The 19,261-nt window shown below is 67.2% G+C and carries 14 protein-coding genes; 7 read left to right on the forward strand and 7 right to left on the reverse strand.

Annotation, left to right across the window (positions count from 1 at the left end; genetic code table 11):
- The first annotated feature begins 66 nt into the window (after positions 1-66).
- Positions 67-747 (forward strand): response regulator transcription factor, encoded by a 681-nt coding sequence (locus QZ546_RS07130; protein ID WP_294235926.1) that lies wholly within the window; start codon positions 67-69, stop codon positions 745-747.
- The gene (locus QZ546_RS07135; protein ID WP_294235895.1) at positions 744-2,108 is read left to right on the forward strand and encodes a HAMP domain-containing sensor histidine kinase; all 1,365 of its coding nucleotides are present in this window, start codon (positions 744-746) and stop codon (positions 2,106-2,108) included. Before QZ546_RS07130 ends, QZ546_RS07135 begins: the two co-directional genes overlap by 4 nt.
- 152 nt (positions 2,109-2,260) lie before the next feature.
- Here the strand turns inward: QZ546_RS07135 and QZ546_RS07140 are convergent, their stop codons facing one another.
- Together QZ546_RS07140 and QZ546_RS07145 are read right to left on the reverse strand one after the other, a co-directional pair.
- Positions 2,261-4,663: a TonB-dependent receptor gene (locus tag QZ546_RS07140; protein WP_294235896.1), complete on the reverse strand. Its 2,403-nt coding sequence runs from the start codon at positions 4,661-4,663 to the stop codon at positions 2,261-2,263.
- 108 nt (positions 4,664-4,771) lie between these two features.
- Positions 4,772-7,219: a DUF3772 domain-containing protein gene (locus QZ546_RS07145; RefSeq protein WP_294235897.1), complete on the reverse strand. Its 2,448-nt coding sequence runs from the start codon at positions 7,217-7,219 to the stop codon at positions 4,772-4,774.
- Positions 7,220-7,393: 174 nt separating this feature from the next.
- Here QZ546_RS07145 and QZ546_RS07150 point away from each other — a divergent pair, with 174 nt between their 5' ends.
- The 5 genes from QZ546_RS07150 (at position 7,394) to QZ546_RS07170 (ending at position 14,070) form a co-directional block, all read left to right on the forward strand.
- A complete protein-coding gene (locus tag QZ546_RS07150) occupies positions 7,394-8,989 on the forward strand; it encodes a GAF domain-containing protein (RefSeq protein WP_294235898.1) in 1,596 nt (531 codons plus the stop codon).
- On the forward strand, positions 8,986-9,369 hold the full coding sequence (locus QZ546_RS07155) for a response regulator (protein ID WP_294235899.1): 384 nt from the start codon (positions 8,986-8,988) through the stop codon (positions 9,367-9,369). Before QZ546_RS07150 ends, QZ546_RS07155 begins: the two co-directional genes overlap by 4 nt.
- Positions 9,366-10,097, forward strand: coding sequence for a Crp/Fnr family transcriptional regulator (locus QZ546_RS07160; protein ID WP_294235900.1), 732 nt, complete (start codon positions 9,366-9,368; stop codon positions 10,095-10,097). The genes QZ546_RS07155 and QZ546_RS07160 overlap by 4 nt, the downstream gene beginning before the upstream one ends.
- A 167-nt stretch (positions 10,098-10,264) precedes the next feature.
- Positions 10,265-12,976 (forward strand): TonB-dependent receptor, encoded by a 2,712-nt coding sequence (locus tag QZ546_RS07165; protein WP_294235901.1) that lies wholly within the window; start codon positions 10,265-10,267, stop codon positions 12,974-12,976.
- The gene (locus QZ546_RS07170) at positions 12,976-14,070 is read left to right on the forward strand and encodes a phosphatidylinositol-specific phospholipase C1-like protein (protein WP_294235902.1); all 1,095 of its coding nucleotides are present in this window, start codon (positions 12,976-12,978) and stop codon (positions 14,068-14,070) included. The genes QZ546_RS07165 and QZ546_RS07170 overlap by 1 nt, the downstream gene beginning before the upstream one ends.
- A gap of 41 nt (positions 14,071-14,111) precedes the next feature.
- On the opposite strand, the gene aguB is transcribed toward QZ546_RS07170, so the two are convergent.
- From aguB to QZ546_RS07195, 5 genes are all read right to left on the reverse strand, one after another.
- Positions 14,112-14,960, reverse strand: coding sequence for an N-carbamoylputrescine amidase (gene aguB, locus QZ546_RS07175; protein ID WP_294235903.1), 849 nt, complete (start codon positions 14,958-14,960; stop codon positions 14,112-14,114).
- 19 nt (positions 14,961-14,979) lie between these two features.
- Entirely contained in the window at positions 14,980-16,002 is a 1,023-nt protein-coding gene (locus QZ546_RS07180; RefSeq protein WP_294235904.1) for a hypothetical protein, read from the reverse strand.
- Positions 16,003-16,055: 53 nt separating this feature from the next.
- Complete coding sequence (locus QZ546_RS07185; protein ID WP_294235905.1) at positions 16,056-16,508, reverse strand: hypothetical protein; 453 nt, start codon at positions 16,506-16,508, stop codon at positions 16,056-16,058.
- A 108-nt stretch (positions 16,509-16,616) separates the two neighbouring features.
- Complete coding sequence (locus QZ546_RS07190; protein WP_294235927.1) at positions 16,617-17,591, reverse strand: agmatine deiminase family protein; 975 nt, start codon at positions 17,589-17,591, stop codon at positions 16,617-16,619.
- A gap of 38 nt (positions 17,592-17,629) precedes the next feature.
- Positions 17,630-19,261 (reverse strand): M28 family metallopeptidase, encoded by a 1,632-nt coding sequence (locus QZ546_RS07195; RefSeq protein WP_294235906.1) that lies wholly within the window; start codon positions 19,259-19,261, stop codon positions 17,630-17,632.

Here is a 19,261-nt window from a genome sequence, read left to right on the forward strand (position 1 = left end):
GTCGATCCGTCTTGCCACCGCACATTTGCCGGTTAGGGCAAAGGGCGTGACGATGTGGAAAGCATGATGAGCCTGCACCTGATTCTGGTCGAGGACGATGCCGCCTATGCCGAAGGGCTGGCCGCCGAACTGCGCGGGCTGGGCCACCGCGTCGAGCATGTCGGCGATGGCCGCCAGGCGCTCGCCGCGATCGACCGCGAGCAATATGACGCGGTCATCCTCGACCGCATGATGCCGCGCCTCGACGGGCTGTCGGTCGTCGAGACGCTGCGCGAACGCGGGATCACGGTGCCGATCATCATGCTGACCGCCCTGTCCATGGCGTCGGACAAGGTCGACGGGCTGGAGGCCGGGGCCGACGATTATGTCGTGAAGCCGGTCGAACCCGAGGAACTGAACGCGCGCATCCATGCGGTGCTGCGCGGGCGCCGCTGGACCACGCGCGAAAGCGACACGATCCGCGCGGGCGACATCGTCGTCAGCCCGACCAGCTTTCGCGCCTGGCGCGGCGGCCAGCCGATCACGCTCGCCAATCTGGAACTCAAGCTGCTGACCGAACTGGCGCGCCATGCGGGCGAGGTGCTGACCCGTGCCATGCTGATCGAGCGGGTCTGGGGCTATGATTTCGAGCCGGAGACGAACATCGTCGACGTCTATATCCGCCGCCTGCGCATCAAGCTGACCGAGGCGGGCGAGGAAGATCCGATCGAAACGATACGCGGGATCGGCTATTCGCTGAAACCATGATCGCGCGCGTCATCCGGCGACTGTCCCTGCGCGGCCTGACACTGGCCGTATTGGCGCTGTTCCTGATCGCGACCATCGCCACCGGCCTGTCGATCCTGGCCGCCAACCGGGTGACGGTGGCGCAGCTGGTCGACCGCCGGATCGCGGCGATCGCCGATGTCGTGCTGGAGCGCGATGCCGGAGAGGGCGTCCCCGCCACCGCCACGCTGCTCGCCCGCATGGCCCAACTGGCAGGGGAACGCGACACGGGCGATGTCGGCCTGGTGTTGCAGGGGGCGGACGGGCGCGTGCTCGGCGGCAATATCCGGCTGCGGCGCCTGCTTCCGCCGGGTCTTTCCGATCTGCGCACGCGCGATGGGATCACCGGCCTGTCGCACGGCCGCGCGCTGGTCCGCGATGCCGGAACCGGACGACGGCTGACGGTGGTGGCGGAGACCGAGCCGCTCGACAGCTATCGGAGCGCACGGACCCGCATCTATCTGATCGGCTTCGGGTCGATCATCCTGATCGTTGTGGGCGGGATCCTCGCCTTCTCACGGCTGGTGGGCCGCCGCATCGCCGAGCAGCGCGCCACGGTCGAGGCGATCATCGCCGGCGACATCCGCCACCGCGTGCCCGTCACCGGCTCCGCCGACGAATTCGACCGCCAGGCCGCCGCCTTCAACCGGATGCTCGACCGGATCGGCGAGCTGATGGAGGCGATGCGCGGTCAGTCCCACGACATCGCGCACGACCTGCGCACCCCGCTCGCCCGGTTGCGCGCACAGCTGGCCGCGATGGCCGCCGAAGCAAGCCGCCCCGACCAGGCCGCCCGCGCGACCGATGCGCTGGCCCAGTGCGACACACTGCTCGCCATGTTCGCCGCGCTGTTGCGGATCGCCGAGATCGAGAGCGGCCATCGCCAGGCGGGATTCGCGCCCTTCGACCTGCCGGCGCTGGTCGAAGACACCGCAACGATGATGATGCCGGTCGCGGAGGAAGCCGGGCACCAGATCATGGTGGCGGTCGAGCGGTCCGCCATATCGTTCATCGGCGATCGCCAGCTGCTGACCCAGACGCTGGTCAACCTGATCGGGAACGCCATCAAATATGGCCGTGCGGCTGGCACGATCCGCGTGACTCTGGGGGTGACGCAGGAGGGCTGGACCTTGTCGGTCGCCGATGACGGCCCCGGCATCGCCGCCGAGGACCACGCCCAGGCCCTGCGCCGCTTCGGCCGTCTGGACCAGGCGCGCAGCGCGACCGGCCATGGCCTGGGGCTGCCCCTGGTCGATGCGGTCGCGCGGCTGCATCACGGGCGGCTGGTGCTGGGCGATGCGGCACCCGGGCTGATCGTCTCGCTGATCCTGCCCCGGGCTTAGACGTTCATGCTCCTTCTTTCCCTCTCCCCTCTGCGAGGGGCGAGGGAAGAACGAAGTCCTTGAATGTCGATCCGCCCCAGGAAAGCCACCACAAAAAAGGGGCCGCCCCGAAGGACGGCCCCATGAGTTTGGGGTTAGGGTATCCCGAAGGATCAGAAGCGGACCGTACCCTCCAGGCCGATGGTGCGCGGCGGGTTGAAGTTGCCGTAATCGCCCAGCGTCGCGGCGTTGGCAGCCGAGCGACGATAGATGAAGGTGTTGTTGAGCAGGTTGCGGCTCCACAGCGACACGGTCATCTTCGTGCCGTTCTCGGTCAGCGGCAGGTCGGCCAGCGCGATGCGACCGTTCATGACGAAGGTCTTGTCGGTGCGGGTCGTCTCGTTCTGGAAGCTGTAGGACGGGTCGGCATAGTTGCCGTCCAGGTGGAAGCGGATCTTCGCCTCCGAACCCGGCATCGGGACTTCATAGTCGACATAGGCCGAGGCGGCGTTGCGCGGCGTATAGACCACGAACACCTGGGTCAGCGCGCCGCCCAGGAAGGGGTTCGGCGTCGCCGGCACGTTGGTGTAGGTGTACGCATAGGACGCGCCCACCGTCATGCCCTCGACCGGGTTCACGGTCAGGTCGGCCTCGACGCCGCGGATTTTCGAGGTGCCCGGCGCATTGCGGGTTTCCTCGGTGTGGAGGTTGTAGGTCGGGCTCGACGGGTTGATGTCGACATTGTCGAAGTCGATCTGGGTGCCGGTACGATCCATGATGTAGCCGGCCAGGTTCAGGCGCACGCGGTGCTCGAACAGGTCCATCTTCGAGCCGATCTCATAGGCCTTGACCGCTTCGGGACCGAAGGCGGCGAAGGTCTGCGAACGGTCGTTGGCACCGCCCGCGCGGTAGCCGGTCGAATATTTCGCATAGAGATGGATCGTGTTGCTCGCGTCGAACGCGGCGGTGATCATCGGATCGAAACGGTTGTTGTTGAAGGTGAAGGGGAAGTTGGTCGACTTGCCCTGCACCAGGTACAGCGTGCCGTTGCGCTTGTCCTTGGTGTAGCGGCCGCCCAGGGTCAGGTGGAAGGCATCGAAGCCCGCCGGGGTATAGGTGCCCTGCGCGAAGGCGGCATAGCTATAGGCGCGCGCGAAGCTGCCGCGCTGCAGGAACAGCGAGTTCGGCGCCCAGCCCTGGTTGCCCGAGGTGACGGTGCCGGTCACGATCGGCGACAGGACGGTGTAGCCGGTGCCGTCCGCATTCCACTGGTTGCTCGACGGGGTCGCCGCCGTTTCGCGGGCGTTTTCGGTGAAATAATACAGGCCCGCGACATAATCGAACTGCGGCAGGCTGCCGACCGCCTGGAATTCCTGGCTGAACTGGTGCTGCTGCATGAACGACAGGCTGTAGCGGCTGAACTTGCCGTTCGGCAGGAAGACGGTGCGGTGCGCGCCGCCCGAATTGTCCCACTGGTCGGTCGTGACACCGCGCCATGCGGTGATCGAGCGCAGCTCCAGGCCCGGCGCGACGTCATAGTTCAGCTTGGTCGAGAAGCCGTGCGTGCGATCGAGGCTATATTGCTGCGGCACGCCGATATCGGCGGTCTTCATGCGGTTGTCGCCCGACACGACGACCAGCGACGACAGCGGCGCGATGGTGCCCGAGGGCAGCTTGCCGCCATTGGCATTGATCTGCGCGATCGTCGCGACCGGCAGGCCCTTCGGGTTGTAGTTGATCAGCTGGCTGTAGAAGGGCGTGTTCTCGTCCTTCGCCTGGTCGTAGGACAGCTCGGCCGAGAAGCCGTCGACCGGCTTCCAGACGGCGGCGACATGGCCGCCGACGCGGTTATACGCGCCCCAGCCGACCGCACCCGGCAGCGGGTTCTTTACGAACGGGTTCTGGTGCTGGATCACGCCGTCCAGCTTGACCGAGATGTTGTTGAACTCGGGCAGGTTGACGTGCGCGGAGGTGTTGTACGCACCGTAATTGCCGAAGCCCGCGGTCAGCGAGCCGCCGAACTTGCCGGTCGGCTTGGCGGTGACGATCGACAGCGCGCCGCCCTCGGTGTTGCGGCCGAACAGCGTGCCCTGCGGCCCGCGCAGCACTTCGACGCGCTCGATGTCGAACAGCGCGGCGTTCAGGCCCTGCGAGCGGCCCACATATACGCCGTCGAAATACACGCCGACGCCGGTGTCGCGCGCGGTCTGGTTCTGGTCGAAGGGCACGATGCCGCGGATGCCGACGGTCAGCGCCGACTGGCGCGCCTCGAAGGTGGCGACGCGCAGCGACGGCACGGTGCCGTCGGCCAGGTCGAGCAGGCTCTGGACGTGACGGTCCTTCAGGACGGTCGGGTCGATGACCGAGATTGCGATCGGGGTCTTCTGCAGGCTGGTCTCACGCTTGGTCGCGGTGACCACGATTTCCTTCAGCTGGCCACCATCCGCAGGATCGGCGGCGGCGGGCGCAGGCGCCGGATCGGCGGGCTTGGCGTCGGCGGCGAAGGCCGGGGCCGCCGCCACGGCGAGAAGCGCGGTGCCGCCCAGCAGCGCGGCGCGAATGAAATGGCTGTTCATGGTGATTATGTTCCTATCCCCCGATCGACCTGTTCGGTCGTCGCTGCCGCGCGGATAGGGGCGCTCGAAGAAGCTGGTGTTACCTTTCCATGACCAATCCGGACTTGTTCATTTCATTTTCGTTTCATCTTCCGGGAACGGCACGGGTTCGGCGGCGGGCGCCGTCCCGCCCTGGCGCACCAGCTCCAGCTTCTGCGGCAGAGTGCCGATTTCGATCCCCTTGGCCCTGAGCGCCGCGAGCAGTGCGAACAGGACGGCGCTGCGCGTGCCATAGGCGGCGCGCGGGCTTTCGACATGGGCGAAGCAGTTGAAATGGATTCGCCCGTCGATGATCGAGTCGATGAACGCCTTGGGCGCCGGATCGGCCAGCACCGCCTCTTCCGCGGCGAAACAGTCGAGCACGATACCCCGCACCATGTCTGCATCCGACTCGATCGGCACCGAGAACTGGATCTGGATGCGCCCCAGCGGCCCGGCGAGCGTCTTGTTGAGCACGGACTTGGTGATCAGCTCGGAATTGGGGACGATCAGCGTCGAATGGTCGGCCAGCTCGATCTCGGTCGAGCGCACGCTGATCCGCTTGACGTCGCCCTCGTCGGTGCCGACGCGGATCAGGTCGCCGATCTTGATCGGCCGCTCGGCCAGCAGGATCAGGCCGGAGACGAAATTCTGGGTGATCGCCTGAAGGCCGAAACCGATGCCGACCGACAGGGCGGAGAGGAGCAGCGCGATCCGCTCCACCCCGATGCCGAGCGAGGCGAGCGCCCAGATGACCGCCAGCGCGATGCCGATATAGCGCGCGACCAGGCTGATCGAATTGCGGCCCGATCCGTCCAGGTCGGTCGCGGGCAGGTAACGCTGCTCCAGCCAGCGCATGAACAGCCGCACCAGCCCCAGGCCGACGAACAGGACGACCAGCCCCTGCAGGATCGCGCCCGGCGAGATCCAGACATTGCCGACCTTGATCCCGTCGGCGACCATGGCCAGCTGGTCGAAGATCGCGCCCGGATTGCCGCTCGCCCCGAACGGCCGCAGGAACATGCCCAGCGCGAGCAGGATCAACGCCAGCCGCACCACGCCCGACAGGATCAGGCCGAACTGGTCGACCATCGCGCCGCGTATGCCCAGCGCGCGGGTCAGGGTGACGCCGACCTTGCTGTCGCGCACGAAGACGGTGGTGGCGATGTCGTCGGCCGCGACCAGCATCAGGTAGAGCGCCGAGCCGAGCAGCACGGTCCAGCCGATCATCAGCGAGACAAACCAGCTGAACCAGATATAGCCGATCAGCAGCGCCACGCCCGCGACGGCGACCGCGATCCAGGCGAACAGCGTCGCGACGCTCAGGCCCGCACTGACCCCGGCGCTGGTCGTCTCGTCCTGCGCCGCCCGGCGCGCGCGGATCTGGCCGAGCACGACCAGCGTCGCGACGATCAGCAACAGGTGCAGCAGCGCCTCTGCCGCCTGGGTGGCGATCACCGCGCTGCGGCTGCTGCCGATCGCGCGTTCGAACGCGCCGATCATCGCGGTGGTGAAGGTCAGGGCCGTCAGACCCCAGGACAGCGGGCGCAGGCGGCTGGCCGTCTCGTTGTCGAGCGGCGCGATCCGCCAGGAGGGCTGGCTGCGCATCAGGACCGCGCCGGTCACGGTGGCGGCAAAGCCCGCGATCCCGGCCGCCTTGACGAAGCCGTCGAGGAAATCCGTCCAGCGTTCCGGCAACAGTCCCGACCAGTGCAGCCCCTGGACCAGCACGAAGGCGGCGGCGAGCGGGCATAGCGTGCCGACGGCGACCCGCCAGAAGGTATAGGCCGATCGCCGCACCCGGCTGGGCGGGGCCTCGGCGATCAGGCGGCGCTGCACCAGCCGATGCGCGCCCAGCCGGACGGGACCGATCAGCAGGACGGCCAGCGCAAGGCCCAGCAGCGCGTGCCAGGGGATACCGCCGCGCCACTGCCGCGCGATCTGCTCATGGCCCTGTTGCAGGAACAGGCCGACGCGGCGCAGGTCGCGCGGCGCCTGGTCCAGCACGACGATCCAGAAGGCGGGGCTGAGCGGCGAGGAGGCCTTGGTCGACAGCTTCTCGTTGAACTGCTCGGCCTGGCCCTGGTCGATCTCGTCGATCAGCTGCCCCGCCTCGACCCCGGCCAGCCGCCCGCGCTTGATCGCGGCGTCGAGCGTGGTGCGCAAGCCGTTCAGGGCCTTGCGCTGGGCGCTCAGCTCCGGCGCCTCGACCTCGCCGGGTGTCAGCGGGCCCAGGCCGGTGATCCGCGCATTGACCAGCGCCAGCTGCTCGGTCAGGTCCGACACCGCCTGGGTCGTCGCGTCCTTCGCGCCCTGCGCCCGGTCGCGCAGCGCCCGGCGATCATCGTCATCGACCTGCGCATCGAGCGCGCGGTCCACCGTGCGCACATCCACCTCGGCCTGGGCGATCCGCTCGGCGGAGGCGACCGCCGGATTGCCCTGCGCCCGCACCGGTCCGGCCAGAGCCAGCGCCATCAGCATGGCGATCGCCGTCAGGACATGCAGGAGGCGGGACGGAAGCGGAAGCGATGCGGACATGGACCGGCCAGAAATTGCTGATCGCCGCGTCATAGCGGCGCACGCGCCATCAGGCGAGGGGCAGCCCGAGACGCGCATTCCAACCCGTTCATTTGCCAGTTGGTCCGAAATCGTGTGTATCGGGGAGCCCGCTCCGGCCGGGATCGTTGACATACGATCGGGATTATTTCGCACATGACCGAACTGGCTTCTCTCCAGGGACAGACGACATTGTCCGCACCGCCCAACGGGCTGGTGCCGCACGACGCGCATGTGCTGGCGGGCATCAACCGCATCCTGCAGGAAGCGTTGCGCGCCTCGACCGAGGAGGAGCTGGGGCGGTTGTGCCTGGAGGTCGCCGAGGACCTGACCGGGGCGGCGTTCAGCTTTTTCGGCGAGCGGCGCGATTCCCATGACCGGCTGGATCATATCGCGATCAGCGAGCGCGGCTGGGCGGCCTATACCGGCAACGATCCCGATTACAGCCGGCGCCTGCTGCCGGACGGCATGAAGATTCACGGCATTTTCGGCCAGGTCATCCTGCAGGACCGCAGCATGATCGTGAACGACCCCGCCAGCCATCCCGACCGGATCGGCACGCCCGAGGGGCATCCGACCCTGCGCAACTTTCTGGGCGTGCCGCTGCGCCGCGACGGTCAGACCTTCGCCATGTTCGCGCTCGGCAACCATCCGACCGGTTTCACCGAACGCGAACGCGCGATCGCCGAGGAACTGGCCCCCGCCATCGTCCAGGCGCTGCTGCGCAAGCGGGCCGAGGTCGCCTCGCGCGCCAGCCAACGCCGGCTGCTGACCCTGATCGAGGGCATTCCGCAACTCGTCTGGACCGCGACGCGGGACGGGCAGTGGACCTGGGCCAGCCCGCAATGGGTGGAAATGACCGGCCTGAGCGTCGAGCAGAGCATGGGCCATGGCTGGCTGGCCGCCGTGCACCCCAATGACCGGGAGGCCGCCCGCCGTTTCTGGGCCGACGCGAGCGAACGCGGCGATCTAGCGATGGAGGGGCAACTGCGCGACGCCCGGACCGGCCGCTATCGCTGGTTCAAGACCCGCGCGACGCCGGTGCGCGACGATCACGGCACGATCGTCGAGTGGTTCGGCACCTCGACCGACATCGACACGCTGCGCCGCCTGCGCGAGCGACAGGAAACGCTGGTCGCCGAGCTTCAGCACCGGGTCCGCAACATCCTGACCATCGTCCGCTCGATCTTCACCCGGACCGTCGAAAATGGCGGGCCGATCGACGAGATCGCGGATCATTTCCGCGGAAGACTGGATTCCCTCGCCCGGACCCAGGTCGTCGCGACCCAGACACGGTCGGGCCGGGTCGATCTGGAGAATCTGATCCGCGACGAATTGCTGGGCGTCGGGGCGATCGAGGACGACCGGCTGTCGATCGAGGGGCCGGACGTGTTCCTGCCCGCGGATACCGCGGAATCCGTAGGGTTGGCGATCCATGAATTGACGACCAACGCGCTCAAATATGGCGCGCTCCGGCATCCCACCGGACGGCTGCATATCGCATGGCATGTTGAACATATATCAAATAGCAAATGCGAACTGATTGTAAAATGGGATGAAACAGGTGTACCAGCAATGCCGGTCCCGCCTGTACGTCAGGGATTCGGGACCGAGCTGATCCGCGAGGCCTTGCCCTATGGGCTGGGCGCGCGGACCAGACTGGATTTTCGAGGTGGCGGCGTTCTCTGCGTGATAACGCTACCATGGGCCGATGAGCACGTCGAAGCGCCGAACCGGAGCATTGAGGAATGAGCCACGCATCGCCGCTGTCCGCCAAGCGAATCCTCGTGGTCGAGGACGAGTATTTCATCGCGCGCGACCTGGAGCGTGCGCTGCGGGCCGCCGATGCGATCGTGGTGGGGCCGGTGGCAACGCTGGAACAGGGCCTGACCCTGGCGGAGACGCAAGCGATCGACGCGGCCGTGCTCGACGTCAATCTGGAGGGTGAGCGCGCATTCGAGATCGCCGACCGGCTGTCGGCGCGCGACGTCCCCTGGACCTTTCTCACCGGCTATGACGAATGGGCGCTGCCCGCCCCCTATCGCTCGGCGTCGATCGTCGCCAAGCCGTTCCAGGTCGATCGCGTGATCCGCGCGATCGGCGCGCTGATACCGGATAAAGGACGCGCATGACCCGCCCTATGACCGCTGTGGCCTCCGATGAAGGGATCGCCCCCGCCATCCTGCGCCTGTCGGCCCTGGCCTCGCTCGACAATGCCGATCTCGCGCTTCTGCGCAATGCGATGGACGCCCCGCGCATCTATCCGGTGCGCCACACCTTCCTGACCCTGGGACGGCCCATCGCCGAGCCGTTGCTGCTGCTCCAGGGCTGGGCCGCGCGGGTCCGTATCCTGCCCGACGGGCGGCGGCAGTTCATGAGCTTCTACCTGCCCGGCGACGTGATCGGCGTGAGCCATCAGGCGATGCCCCTCGCCTCGGCGACCGTCATGGCGCTGACCGAATGCACCGTCTGCCCCGCCCCGCCCGCCCCCGCCGGATCGGGCCTGGCCCAGGCCTATGCCGTGGCCGAAGCGCTGGACGAGGCCTATCTGCTCGGCCATGTCGTGCAGCTCGGCCGTCTGAACGCGCAGGAGCGGATCAGCGACTTCCTGCTGGAAATCTACGAACGCCTCTCGCTCGCCGGGCTGACCGTCGGCGGCAGTTTCGAGATGCCCCTGACCCAGGAAATGCTGGCCGACGCGCTGGGGCTGACCCCGGTGCACGTCAATCGCATGATCCAGCAGGCGCGGCGCGACGGCGAGCTGATGTGGAAATCGGGCCGTGTGCTGCTGCGCGATCCCGAGCGCACCGCGCGCTCCATCGGTCGCCACAGCCCACAGGTGACGGGCACGGCACGGTAAATCTTCCGCGCCATGGGGAGGATCGCACGCGAACTTATCACATTCTGACCGTTTTCTGATCCATTCGACCCGTTTCACACAGACGTCATCAATTTTTCGCCAAGCTGACACCGAGCATACCTAACGCCCCCGCCGAACCGGCAAGACAGCCGAGGGGGAATGATCACATGCTTACGTTTCGCAGCCTGTTGAAGGCTTCGGCCTCGCTCATCCTGGCGACCGGCCCGCTGGCGGCCCATGCGCAGGATAGCAGCGCCACCGCCGCCGCGCCGCAGGCCGCCCAGAACGGCGATAGCCAGGGCACCGACGGCCAGGGCGAAGAGATCGTCGTCAACGGCACCTATGCGCGCAGCCTGGCGGCCGGCATCGAGACCAAGCGCCGCGCCGCTTATGGCGTCGACTCGATCAGCTCGACCGATATCGGTAAGTTCCCGACCCAGAACGTCGCCGAGGCGCTGCAGCTCGTCCCCGGCGTCGCGATCACCCGCCCGCGCGGCGAGGGCCTGTATGTCAGCGTCCGTGGCCTGGGGCCGCAGTTCCAGAACACGCTGATGAACGGCCGCACCATCGCGCTGAACGACCTGATCGAAAATGGCGGCGCAGCCGGTCGCCAGTTCCGCTTCGAGATGCTGCCCGCCGAATTCACCTCGAGCATCGACGTGGTGAAGACCCCGACCGCGGACATGAGCGAAGGCGCGCTGGGCGGCAATATCGACGTCAAGACCTTCCACCCGCTGGAGGTCGGCAACAAGACGACGATCAACATGCGCGGCACCTATACCAGCCAGACCGACAAGGTGCGGCCCAACGTCACCGTGCTGACCAGCGCGAAGAACAGCGACGGCACCTTCGGCATCCTGGCGGGCGCGCAATATTGGGCGAAGTCGGTCCGCAACGACCGCTTCATGAATTTCGGCTGGCTGCTCGACCGCTATGTCGACCCCAGCGATCCGAATGCGCCGAAGCGGGGCGGTGCGCCCACCGGCCTCTATTCGCCGACCCGTACCCGCCCCACCGTCGAGACCGAGGATCGCAAGCGCATCTCCGGCATCGTGTCGGCGCAATGGGCACCCACGACCGAATTGCAGACGACCCTCGACATCGTCGCGACCCGTCTGGACGTCGCCTATGACGAGTTCGGCCTCGACATCTATCCGGACGACAACAACGTCACCATCGGCAACGTCAAGCAGCTGCCGACCGTGTTGCAGCCCGGCTATACCGTCGTCGGCGACACGATCACCAAGGCGACGATCAACAATGTCCGCTTCATGGGCACGCGCGAATACAGCCTCAACCGCCACGACCTGATCACCATCGGGTTGAAGCAGGTGTGGAACCCGGATCGCTGGCATGTCTCGGCGAACGTCAACTGGTCGGCCGCGCACAGCTATCACCCCGATTACCGGACGGGCACGGTGCGCAGCCGCGCCTATTTCATCGCGCCGCTGACCTATGACGCCAGCGGCGGCTATCAGTCGATCCCGACCTTCACCACGCCGGTCGACGTCACCAACCCGGCCAATTACAAGCTGTTCGAGTTCAACATCGCCCCCAAGAACAGCAAGGACTGGGACTTCTACTCGCGCGCCGACGTGGCGCACGACTTCGACGGCTTCCTGTCGAAGCTGGCGGCGGGCGGCGAATATCACTGGCGCAAGCGCGATTATTTCCGTCGCGACTATCTGATCAACACCGCGACCAACCAGCCGCTGACCAGCCTGGGCGCGGGCGCCTATCAGCAGATGCCCTATGGCGACTTCCTGTCGGGCGTCAGCGGCAATGCCTTCCGCAACTGGCTGGTGCCGGTGACCCAGGCCTATGTCGGCGACTTCTTCACGCCGGCGATCCAGGCACAGCCGCTGACCAACGGCGACCTGCGCTCGTCCTTCGTCGTGACCGAGAAGATCGCCGCCGCCTATGTCCGCGCCGATTACCAGTTCGATGCCGGACAGGTACCGGTCAGCGGCAATATCGGCGTCCGCTACGTCCATACCGACCAAGTCGCGAGCGGCACGCTGACCAGCGGCAGCACCCCCACGCCGGTCAGCTATCCCAAGACGTTCAACGACGTCCTGCCCAGCTTCAACCTGCGCGCCGACCTGACGCCCAAGCTGGTCGGTCGCCTGGCCGCCAGCCGGGTGCTGACCCGTCCCAACGTCACCGACACCGCGCCGCGCATCACCGTGTCGACCGACGCACCGACCGCCAGCGGCGGCAACCCGCAGCTGGTGCCCTTCCTCGCCACCCAGTTCGACGGGTCGCTGGAATGGTATTTCGCGCCGTCGGGGATGCTGTCGGGCGCCATCTTCTACAAGGCGATGGACAATTACATCACCCAGTCGAACACGCTGATCGACATCCCGAACCGCGGCACGGTGCGCCTGTCCACCTCGGTCAATGGCGGCGATGCCAAGGTGTACGGCGCGGAGGCGGCCTATAGCCAGGTCTTCACCTTCCTGCCGGCACCGTTCGACGGCTTCGGCGTGCAGGGGTCCTACACCCATACCGAGGTGAAGGCCGACTATATGGCGGGCTCGCGCCTCATCAAGGACCAGCTGATCGGCCTGTCGAAGAACAGCTTCAACCTGGTCGGCTTCTACGACAAGGGGCCGCTGTCGGCGCGTCTCTCCTATGTCTGGCGTGACAAATATCTGTCGAGCACGGGCAGCACGGTGCAGGCGCCGACCTATGTCGCGGCCTTCGGTTCGCTCGACGGCCAGCTGTCGGTGCGTGCCGCAGACAATCTGACGCTCAGCCTGGAGGGCATCAACATCGCGGGCGCGCATCAGGACACCTATAACGACAATGATCTGCGCTTCGGCGAGATCAACTATTATGGCCGGACGATCCTGTTCGGTATTCGGGCGGAGTTCTGATGAAGCGCGTACTCACCCTGGCGGCGGTCCTCGCGACCGCCGCTGCGCCGGCGCCGCGCGCGCCTTTGCGGATGAACGACATCCAGGTCGTCGGCTCGCACAACAGCTACAAGAAGCGGATCGCGCCTGCGGTCTTCGCCGCGCTGGAGCAGCGTGACCCGAAACTGGCCGCCGCGCTGGATTACGACCATCTGACCCTGGCGCAACAGCTCGACCGGGGCGTGCGCCAGCTGGAGATCGACATCTTCGCCGACCCGCAAGGCGGCCGTTTCGCGCATCCCAAGGGCGAGGCGATCGCCAGGGCAGCGGGCGAGCAGACCGGCTTCGACGAGGCCGCAATGATGAAGCCGGGCTTCAAGGTCTTCCACATTCCGGAAGTCGACTATCGCTCCTGCGGCACCTTCAAACAGTGCATCGGCCAGATCGACGCCTGGTCGCGCGCACATCCGCGCCATCTGCCGATCATGGTGACGATCAACGCCGCCGACCGGCCGATCAACAAGCCCGGCGTCACCGATCCCCTCCCCCTGACCGCGCCGCTGCTCGACGCGCTCGATGCCGAGATCCGCGACGTGCTGAAGCCCAACCGGATCATCACCCCCGATGACGTGCGCGGCAATGCGGCGACACTGCGCGAGGCGGTGACGACCAAGGGCTGGCCGACGCTGGATAGCGCGCGCGGAAAGATCTACTTCGTGCTCGATACCCCTGCGGACGTGTCCGACCGCTATCGCGCCGGGCATCCCTCGCTGAAGGGCCGCCCGATCTTCGGCTGGTACGACACCGACCAGCCCGAGGCCTCGGTCGAGATCGTCGGCGATCCGCGGGAGGATGGGGCGAAGATCCGTGAGTGGGTCCGCCAAGGCTTCATCGTCCGCACCCGCACCGACGCCGACACGGTCGAGGCGCGAGCCGACGACCATGCCCGCCAGCAGGCCGCGATCGACAGCGGCGCGCAGGCGGTGTCGACCGACTATTATCCCGGCGCGCCGACACGCCCCTGGAGCAAGGGCTTCACCGTTACGCTGCCCGGCGGGGTGATGGAGCGCTGCAACCCGGTGACGCAACCGGCAGGCTGCAAACTGCCGAGGTAAAGGCGCGTTCCTCCCCCTTGCCGGGGGAGGAACCGTCGGCCTCAGATATCCTGGACCAGCCGCCCGTACAGCTCGGGCCGGCGGTCGCGGAAGAAGCCGAAGGCCGCGCGGTGGCGCTTCACCCGGTCGAGGTCGAGGGTGGCGACGATCACGCCCTCTTCCTCGCGGTCCAGCTCGGCCAGGATGTCGCCGCGCTCGTCGCAGATGAAGCTGGTGCCGTAGAAGGTCTGGCCATGTTCGCAGCCGATACGATTGGCCGCGACGATCGGCACGACGTTGGACACCGCATGGCCCAGCATCGCGCGCCGCCACAGCCGCGCGGTATCCAGGCTGTCGTCATGCGGCTCGCTGCCGATCGCGGTGGGATAGAACAGGATTTCCGCGCCCATCAGCATCATCGCGCGCGCCGTCTCGGGATACCATTGGTCCCAGCAGACGCCGACGCCCAGCTTGGTCGCCGGGCCGTCCCACACCTTGAACCCGGTATTGCCGGGGCGGAAATAGAATTTCTCCTCATAGCCCGGACCGTCCGGGATATGGCTCTTGCGATAGACGCCCGCGACCTGGCCGTCGGGGTTCACCATCGCCAGCGAGTTGTAATGGTGCGGCCCGTCCGCCTCGAAGAAGCTGGTCGGGATATGGACCTTCAGCTCGGCCGCCAATTCCTGCATCGCGCGCACCGCCTTGTGCTCGGCGGTGGGCTTGGCATGGGCGAACAGCCCTTCATCCTCGACGCGGCAGAAATATTCGCCCTCGAACAGCTCGGGCGGCAGGATCACCTGCGCGCCCTGGGCGGCCGCCTCGCGGACGAGGCGCGAGACCTCGGCGATGTTACGGTCGATATCGGCGGTGAAGGCCAGTTGCAGCGCGGCGACGGTGATCTGGGTCATGGCCACGCCCTTTAATGGTTCAATTTTGCCCCGTCACCCGCCGAGTGGCCAGTCGCCCGCGTAATTCGTCGAGAAAGGCCCCGGGTTCGTCGAGCCGCAGCGCGATGGCCCGGACGGGGTCGCGCCGCCAGCGCGACCTTGGCGGCAGAGGCGGGTCCAGCCGCAGGAGCAGATTGGGCCAGGCCAGCAGCGCCACGTTCCAGCTGTCGGGCGCGCGGACCATATCGCCATCCGGATGCGCGTCGACCGCCGTGATCATGTCATAGGGGATCGTCCGGTCGACCAGGATCCCGGCGCGAACCCGCACGCCCGCAGGGGTCAGCAGGACGGGCGCGAGGCGCAGCGACTTGATCAGGCCGATCAGATACAGGAGCGATACGTCGCTGACCACGAACAGGATCAGCGCCACGGTCCGGCTCCAATGCGCGACGAGCAGGTGGGTGACGCCGATCTCGATACAGGACAAGAGCAGCAGCGCGATCATCATCGGCTGGAGATGGCGGTGATAGGCAAAGCCTTGCGTCCCCGCCGGTATGTCGGGCGCGCCGCCCCAGCGGAACAGCGCCAGATGCAGCAGCCGCGCCTCCGCCCGCGCAAGGCGCACCAGCGGCGCGGGAACGACCTCGGCGAACAGGGCGACCCAGCGTTCGGGATCGTGCCGGTTCCACTGCCGCACCCGCGCGACGATGCGCCACAAACCCCAGCCATTATGCAGAGCGATCGCGACGACCGGCACCACCACCGCCCAGGGCATTGCGAACAGCGCCGTGCGGACCGGCGGCGGCGACAGGCTGAACACCGCCATCCCTGCCCCCGCCAGCGCCGCGATCCCCGCCCGCCAGCCGGGCCTCCGGTCACGCGCGATCAGCCCCAGCATCATCGCGTCGGAGGCGATCCACAGGAACAGCAGCGCCGCCGCCCGGGGATGGGCCTGCGCGACCGGCAGGCGAAGCAGCGCGGCGGCGGCCGCGATGGCAAGGGCAGGTGCGACGGCGGGCAGGATCGGGCGATCGAACCCGGTTGCGGATCGGACGACGTTCATGGCGACTCCCCTGATCGGCGGCGGCGCGATGATAGACTGCGCCGCCCCGCCGGTCACGCCGTCATACGGGACGTCGGAACCGGATCGAACAGGATGGAGCGCAGGACGACCGGGTAGAAGCTCTGCATCTTCTGGTCGCACAGCGCCGTCAGCCGCTGGTTGAGCTGGCGCGTGGCCACGACATATTCGCTCCACCGCTCCTCGATGGCGCGGGCGGTCCAGATGCCGATATGCCGGGAATAGGTCAGGCGCAGTTCGCGAGTCTCGATCACGATCGCCTCACATCCGGGAATGCTGGCCATCAGCCGTTTTTCGCGCAGCGGCGTCAGCAGCAGATCGTCCTCGGTCTTCAGATGCTTGGTGATGACCTGCGCGATCCGCGTCCGGACCACGCCCAGAAGCGGTGCGGCCTCGGCATAGCTTTTGTCGAACAGGGCGACGAGATCGCCGATCGCCCGCGCGATCTCCTCGTGCTGGCCGCGGAGCAGAGTGATCGTGGCTTGCAAAATATGGCTCCGAACCCGAACGCGTGGACGGACCACCCTATCGGAGCATGATTTACAGGCGGTAAAGGGCCCGCGCTTCGATGGGGAAGCGCGGGCCGGAAAGGGCGATCAGGCGATGGCCGGGATCTGCTGCGAAATGCAGTGGAAGCTGCCGCCGCCGGTCAGGATCGCATCGGCGCGCAGGCCGACGACCTCGCGATCGGGGAAGATCGCCTGGATCGCCGCGACACCCGCCGCGTCATTCTCGCTGCCATAGAGGGGCACGACCACCGCCGCATTGCCGATATAGAAGTTCATATAGCTGGCGGGCACGATCTCCTCGTCGCGCAGCACGCGGCCCGGCGACGGGATCAGCACGACCTCCAGCCCTGCGGCGACGGCATCGCGCTTGGCGGCCATATAGACCTGCCAATTGGGATCATTCTCGGCCGCTTCGGGAAGGGCGATGCGGTTCGGGCCGACGAAGCGCGCCAGATTGTCGACATGGCCGTCGGTATGGTCGTTGAGCAGCCCGTCGCCCAGCCAGACGATCCGGGTCAGCCCCAGATCCTGGGCCAGCCGCTCGGCGATCGCCTCCTCGCTCAGCCCCGGATTGCGGTTGGGGTTGAGCAGGCACTGGCGCGTCGTGACGGCCAGGCCGGTGCCGTCGCCGTCGATCGCGCCGCCCTCCAGCACCCAGCCACAGGCCTGGGCCGCGATCCCGCGCTCCTCGGCCAGTCGTGCGCCGACCGTGTCGTCGCCGGGCAGGTCGTATTTGCCGCCCCAGCCGTTGAACTCGAACAGCCGCGCGGAGCCGTCGCCGGTGACGATCGGGCCGGTATCGCGCAGCCATATATCGCCGAAGGGCTGGACGATCACGTCGGCGACCGAACCCGCCATGCGGCGCGCGGCGTCCGCCGCCTCGCCATCGGCGGCAACCAGGATCACCCGCTCGCCCCGGCCATCGGCATGAACCGCGCGGGCAAAGGCCAGCACTTCGGCGCGGGCCGGTTCCAGATCCTCTTCCCACAGCTCGCGATGGCTGGGAAAGCCGATCCACACGGCGTCATGTCTGGCCCATTCGGCGGGCGGCGGCGTCGTCACATGGGGCGTCGTCACAGCGGGCGTCGTCACGTTGAGCGTCACTGGGCATTCTTCCTGCTTTGATCGCGGAGACCGCGAAATTCGGCGGTGGGATACCAGTTGGGCCACAGGCCCGGCCGGTCGGCCAGCTCCCTGCCAAGTTGGTAATAGATGGTCAAATCCTCGACAGCGCCCGACCAATCCCAGCGGGGATCATATTCGTCCGACGGCTTGTGATAGCGGTGCGCGACATAATCCTCGGTCGCCGCCTTACCCGCCGCGACGCCGCCCGTTACCTTGTCCTGGCCCGATCCGCCAGCCAGCATCGGCACGCCCAGCTTGGCGAAGGAGAAATGGTCCGAGCGGTAATAGCTGCCGCGCTCCGGATTGGGCTCGGCGCCGATATAGCGGCCCTGCGCCGCGACCAGCCGCTTGGCCAGATCCTCGATCTCGGACTTGCCCTGCCCGGTCAGCACGAAGTCCTTCGATCGGCCGGTGACGTTCAGCCCGTCCATGTTCACGCCCCCCACGGTGCGCCCCAGCGGAAAGATCGGATGCTGCGCATAATAAGCCGAGCCGAGCAGCCCGCGTTCCTCCGCCGTCACCGCCAGAAAGGCGATGGAGCGCTTGGCCGGCCCCGCCTTGCCCTGCGCCTCGGCCAGCGCGACCAGCCCGGCGACGCCGCTCGCATTGTCGAGCGCGCCGTTGCAGATATCGTCGCCGTCCACCGCGTCGCAGTGGCCCAGATGATCCCAATGCGCCGAATAGAGCACATAATCGTCGGGCGCGGTGGTGCCCGGCAGCACGCCGATCACATTCTTCGACGCCTGCCGCCGGATCGTGTTGGTAAAGCCGCCCGACAGGGTCAGGCCCAGCGGCACCGCCTTGAACCCCCTGGTCTGCGCCGCCTTGGTCAGCGTGGCGAGGTCGCGGCCCGCCGCCTGCAGCAGGCGCTCGGCAACGGACTGCTGCAGCCAACCGACCAGCTGGCTCTGGTCCTTATGGTCGCCAGGCTCGTCCATTTCGAGCTGCGGCCCGGTCCAGGAGGATTGCACCACGGCCCAGGGGTAGGCGGCGGGTTCAGTCTGATGGACGATCAAAGCCCCCGCGGCACCGTGCTTTGCGGCATTTTCATATTTATAGGGCCAGCGGCCGTACCAGGTCATCGCCCGCCCCTCGAACGGCCCGTCGCGCCCCGGATTCTGCCAGTCGGGATCGTTGACCAGGATGACCACCGTCTTGCCGCGCACATCGACCCCGGCATAATCGTCCCAGCCCTTTTCGGGCGCGGTGATGCCATAGCCGACAAAGACCAGTTCGCTGTTCTTCAGGTCGATGCGCGGGGTCACGCGGTAGGTGCCGACGATCATGTCCCGGCGATAGGCGAGCGACATCGGTGCACCCTTCCCCGATACCGTGAAGGGCTGGACGTCGACGGCGTTGATCTCGACCATCGGCACGTCCTGGGTCCAGCTACCGTGATTGCCCGGCTTCAGCCCCGCCTGTTTGAACCGGTCGATGATATAGGCGACGGTCTTCTCCTCGGCGGGCGTGGTCGGCCCCCGCCCCTCATAGGCGTCCGAGCTCAGCGTCTGGGTCACGGTCTTCAGCGTATCGACCGAAATGGCGGGCTTGTCCTGCGCGATCGCGGTGCCGGACAGGAGGAGGGACAGCAGGAGCAGGCGGCGCAT

The organism is uncultured Sphingomonas sp., assembly GCF_913062585.1.
Lineage (GTDB): Bacteria > Pseudomonadota > Alphaproteobacteria > Sphingomonadales > Sphingomonadaceae > Sphingomonas.

Excerpts from the sequence above, each read along its gene's own strand:
- QZ546_RS07130 (WP_294235926.1), top strand. The coding sequence starts at position 67 with ATGAGCCTGCACCTGATTCTGGTCGAGGACGATGCCGCCTATGCCGAA.
- QZ546_RS07135 (WP_294235895.1), top strand. The coding sequence starts at position 744 with ATGATCGCGCGCGTCATCCGGCGACTGTCCCTGCGCGGCCTGACACTG.
- QZ546_RS07140 (WP_294235896.1), bottom strand. The coding sequence starts at position 4,663 with ATGAACAGCCATTTCATTCGCGCCGCGCTGCTGGGCGGCACCGCGCTT.
- QZ546_RS07145 (WP_294235897.1), bottom strand. The coding sequence starts at position 7,219 with ATGTCCGCATCGCTTCCGCTTCCGTCCCGCCTCCTGCATGTCCTGACG.
- QZ546_RS07150 (WP_294235898.1), top strand. The coding sequence starts at position 7,394 with ATGACCGAACTGGCTTCTCTCCAGGGACAGACGACATTGTCCGCACCG.
- QZ546_RS07155 (WP_294235899.1), top strand. The coding sequence starts at position 8,986 with ATGAGCCACGCATCGCCGCTGTCCGCCAAGCGAATCCTCGTGGTCGAG.
- QZ546_RS07160 (WP_294235900.1), top strand. The coding sequence starts at position 9,366 with ATGACCCGCCCTATGACCGCTGTGGCCTCCGATGAAGGGATCGCCCCC.
- QZ546_RS07165 (WP_294235901.1), top strand. The coding sequence starts at position 10,265 with ATGCTTACGTTTCGCAGCCTGTTGAAGGCTTCGGCCTCGCTCATCCTG.
- QZ546_RS07170 (WP_294235902.1), top strand. The coding sequence starts at position 12,976 with ATGAAGCGCGTACTCACCCTGGCGGCGGTCCTCGCGACCGCCGCTGCG.
- aguB (WP_294235903.1), bottom strand. The coding sequence starts at position 14,960 with ATGACCCAGATCACCGTCGCCGCGCTGCAACTGGCCTTCACCGCCGAT.
- QZ546_RS07180 (WP_294235904.1), bottom strand. The coding sequence starts at position 16,002 with ATGAACGTCGTCCGATCCGCAACCGGGTTCGATCGCCCGATCCTGCCC.
- QZ546_RS07195 (WP_294235906.1), bottom strand. The coding sequence starts at position 19,261 with ATGCGCCGCCTGCTCCTGCTGTCCCTCCTCCTGTCCGGCACCGCGATC.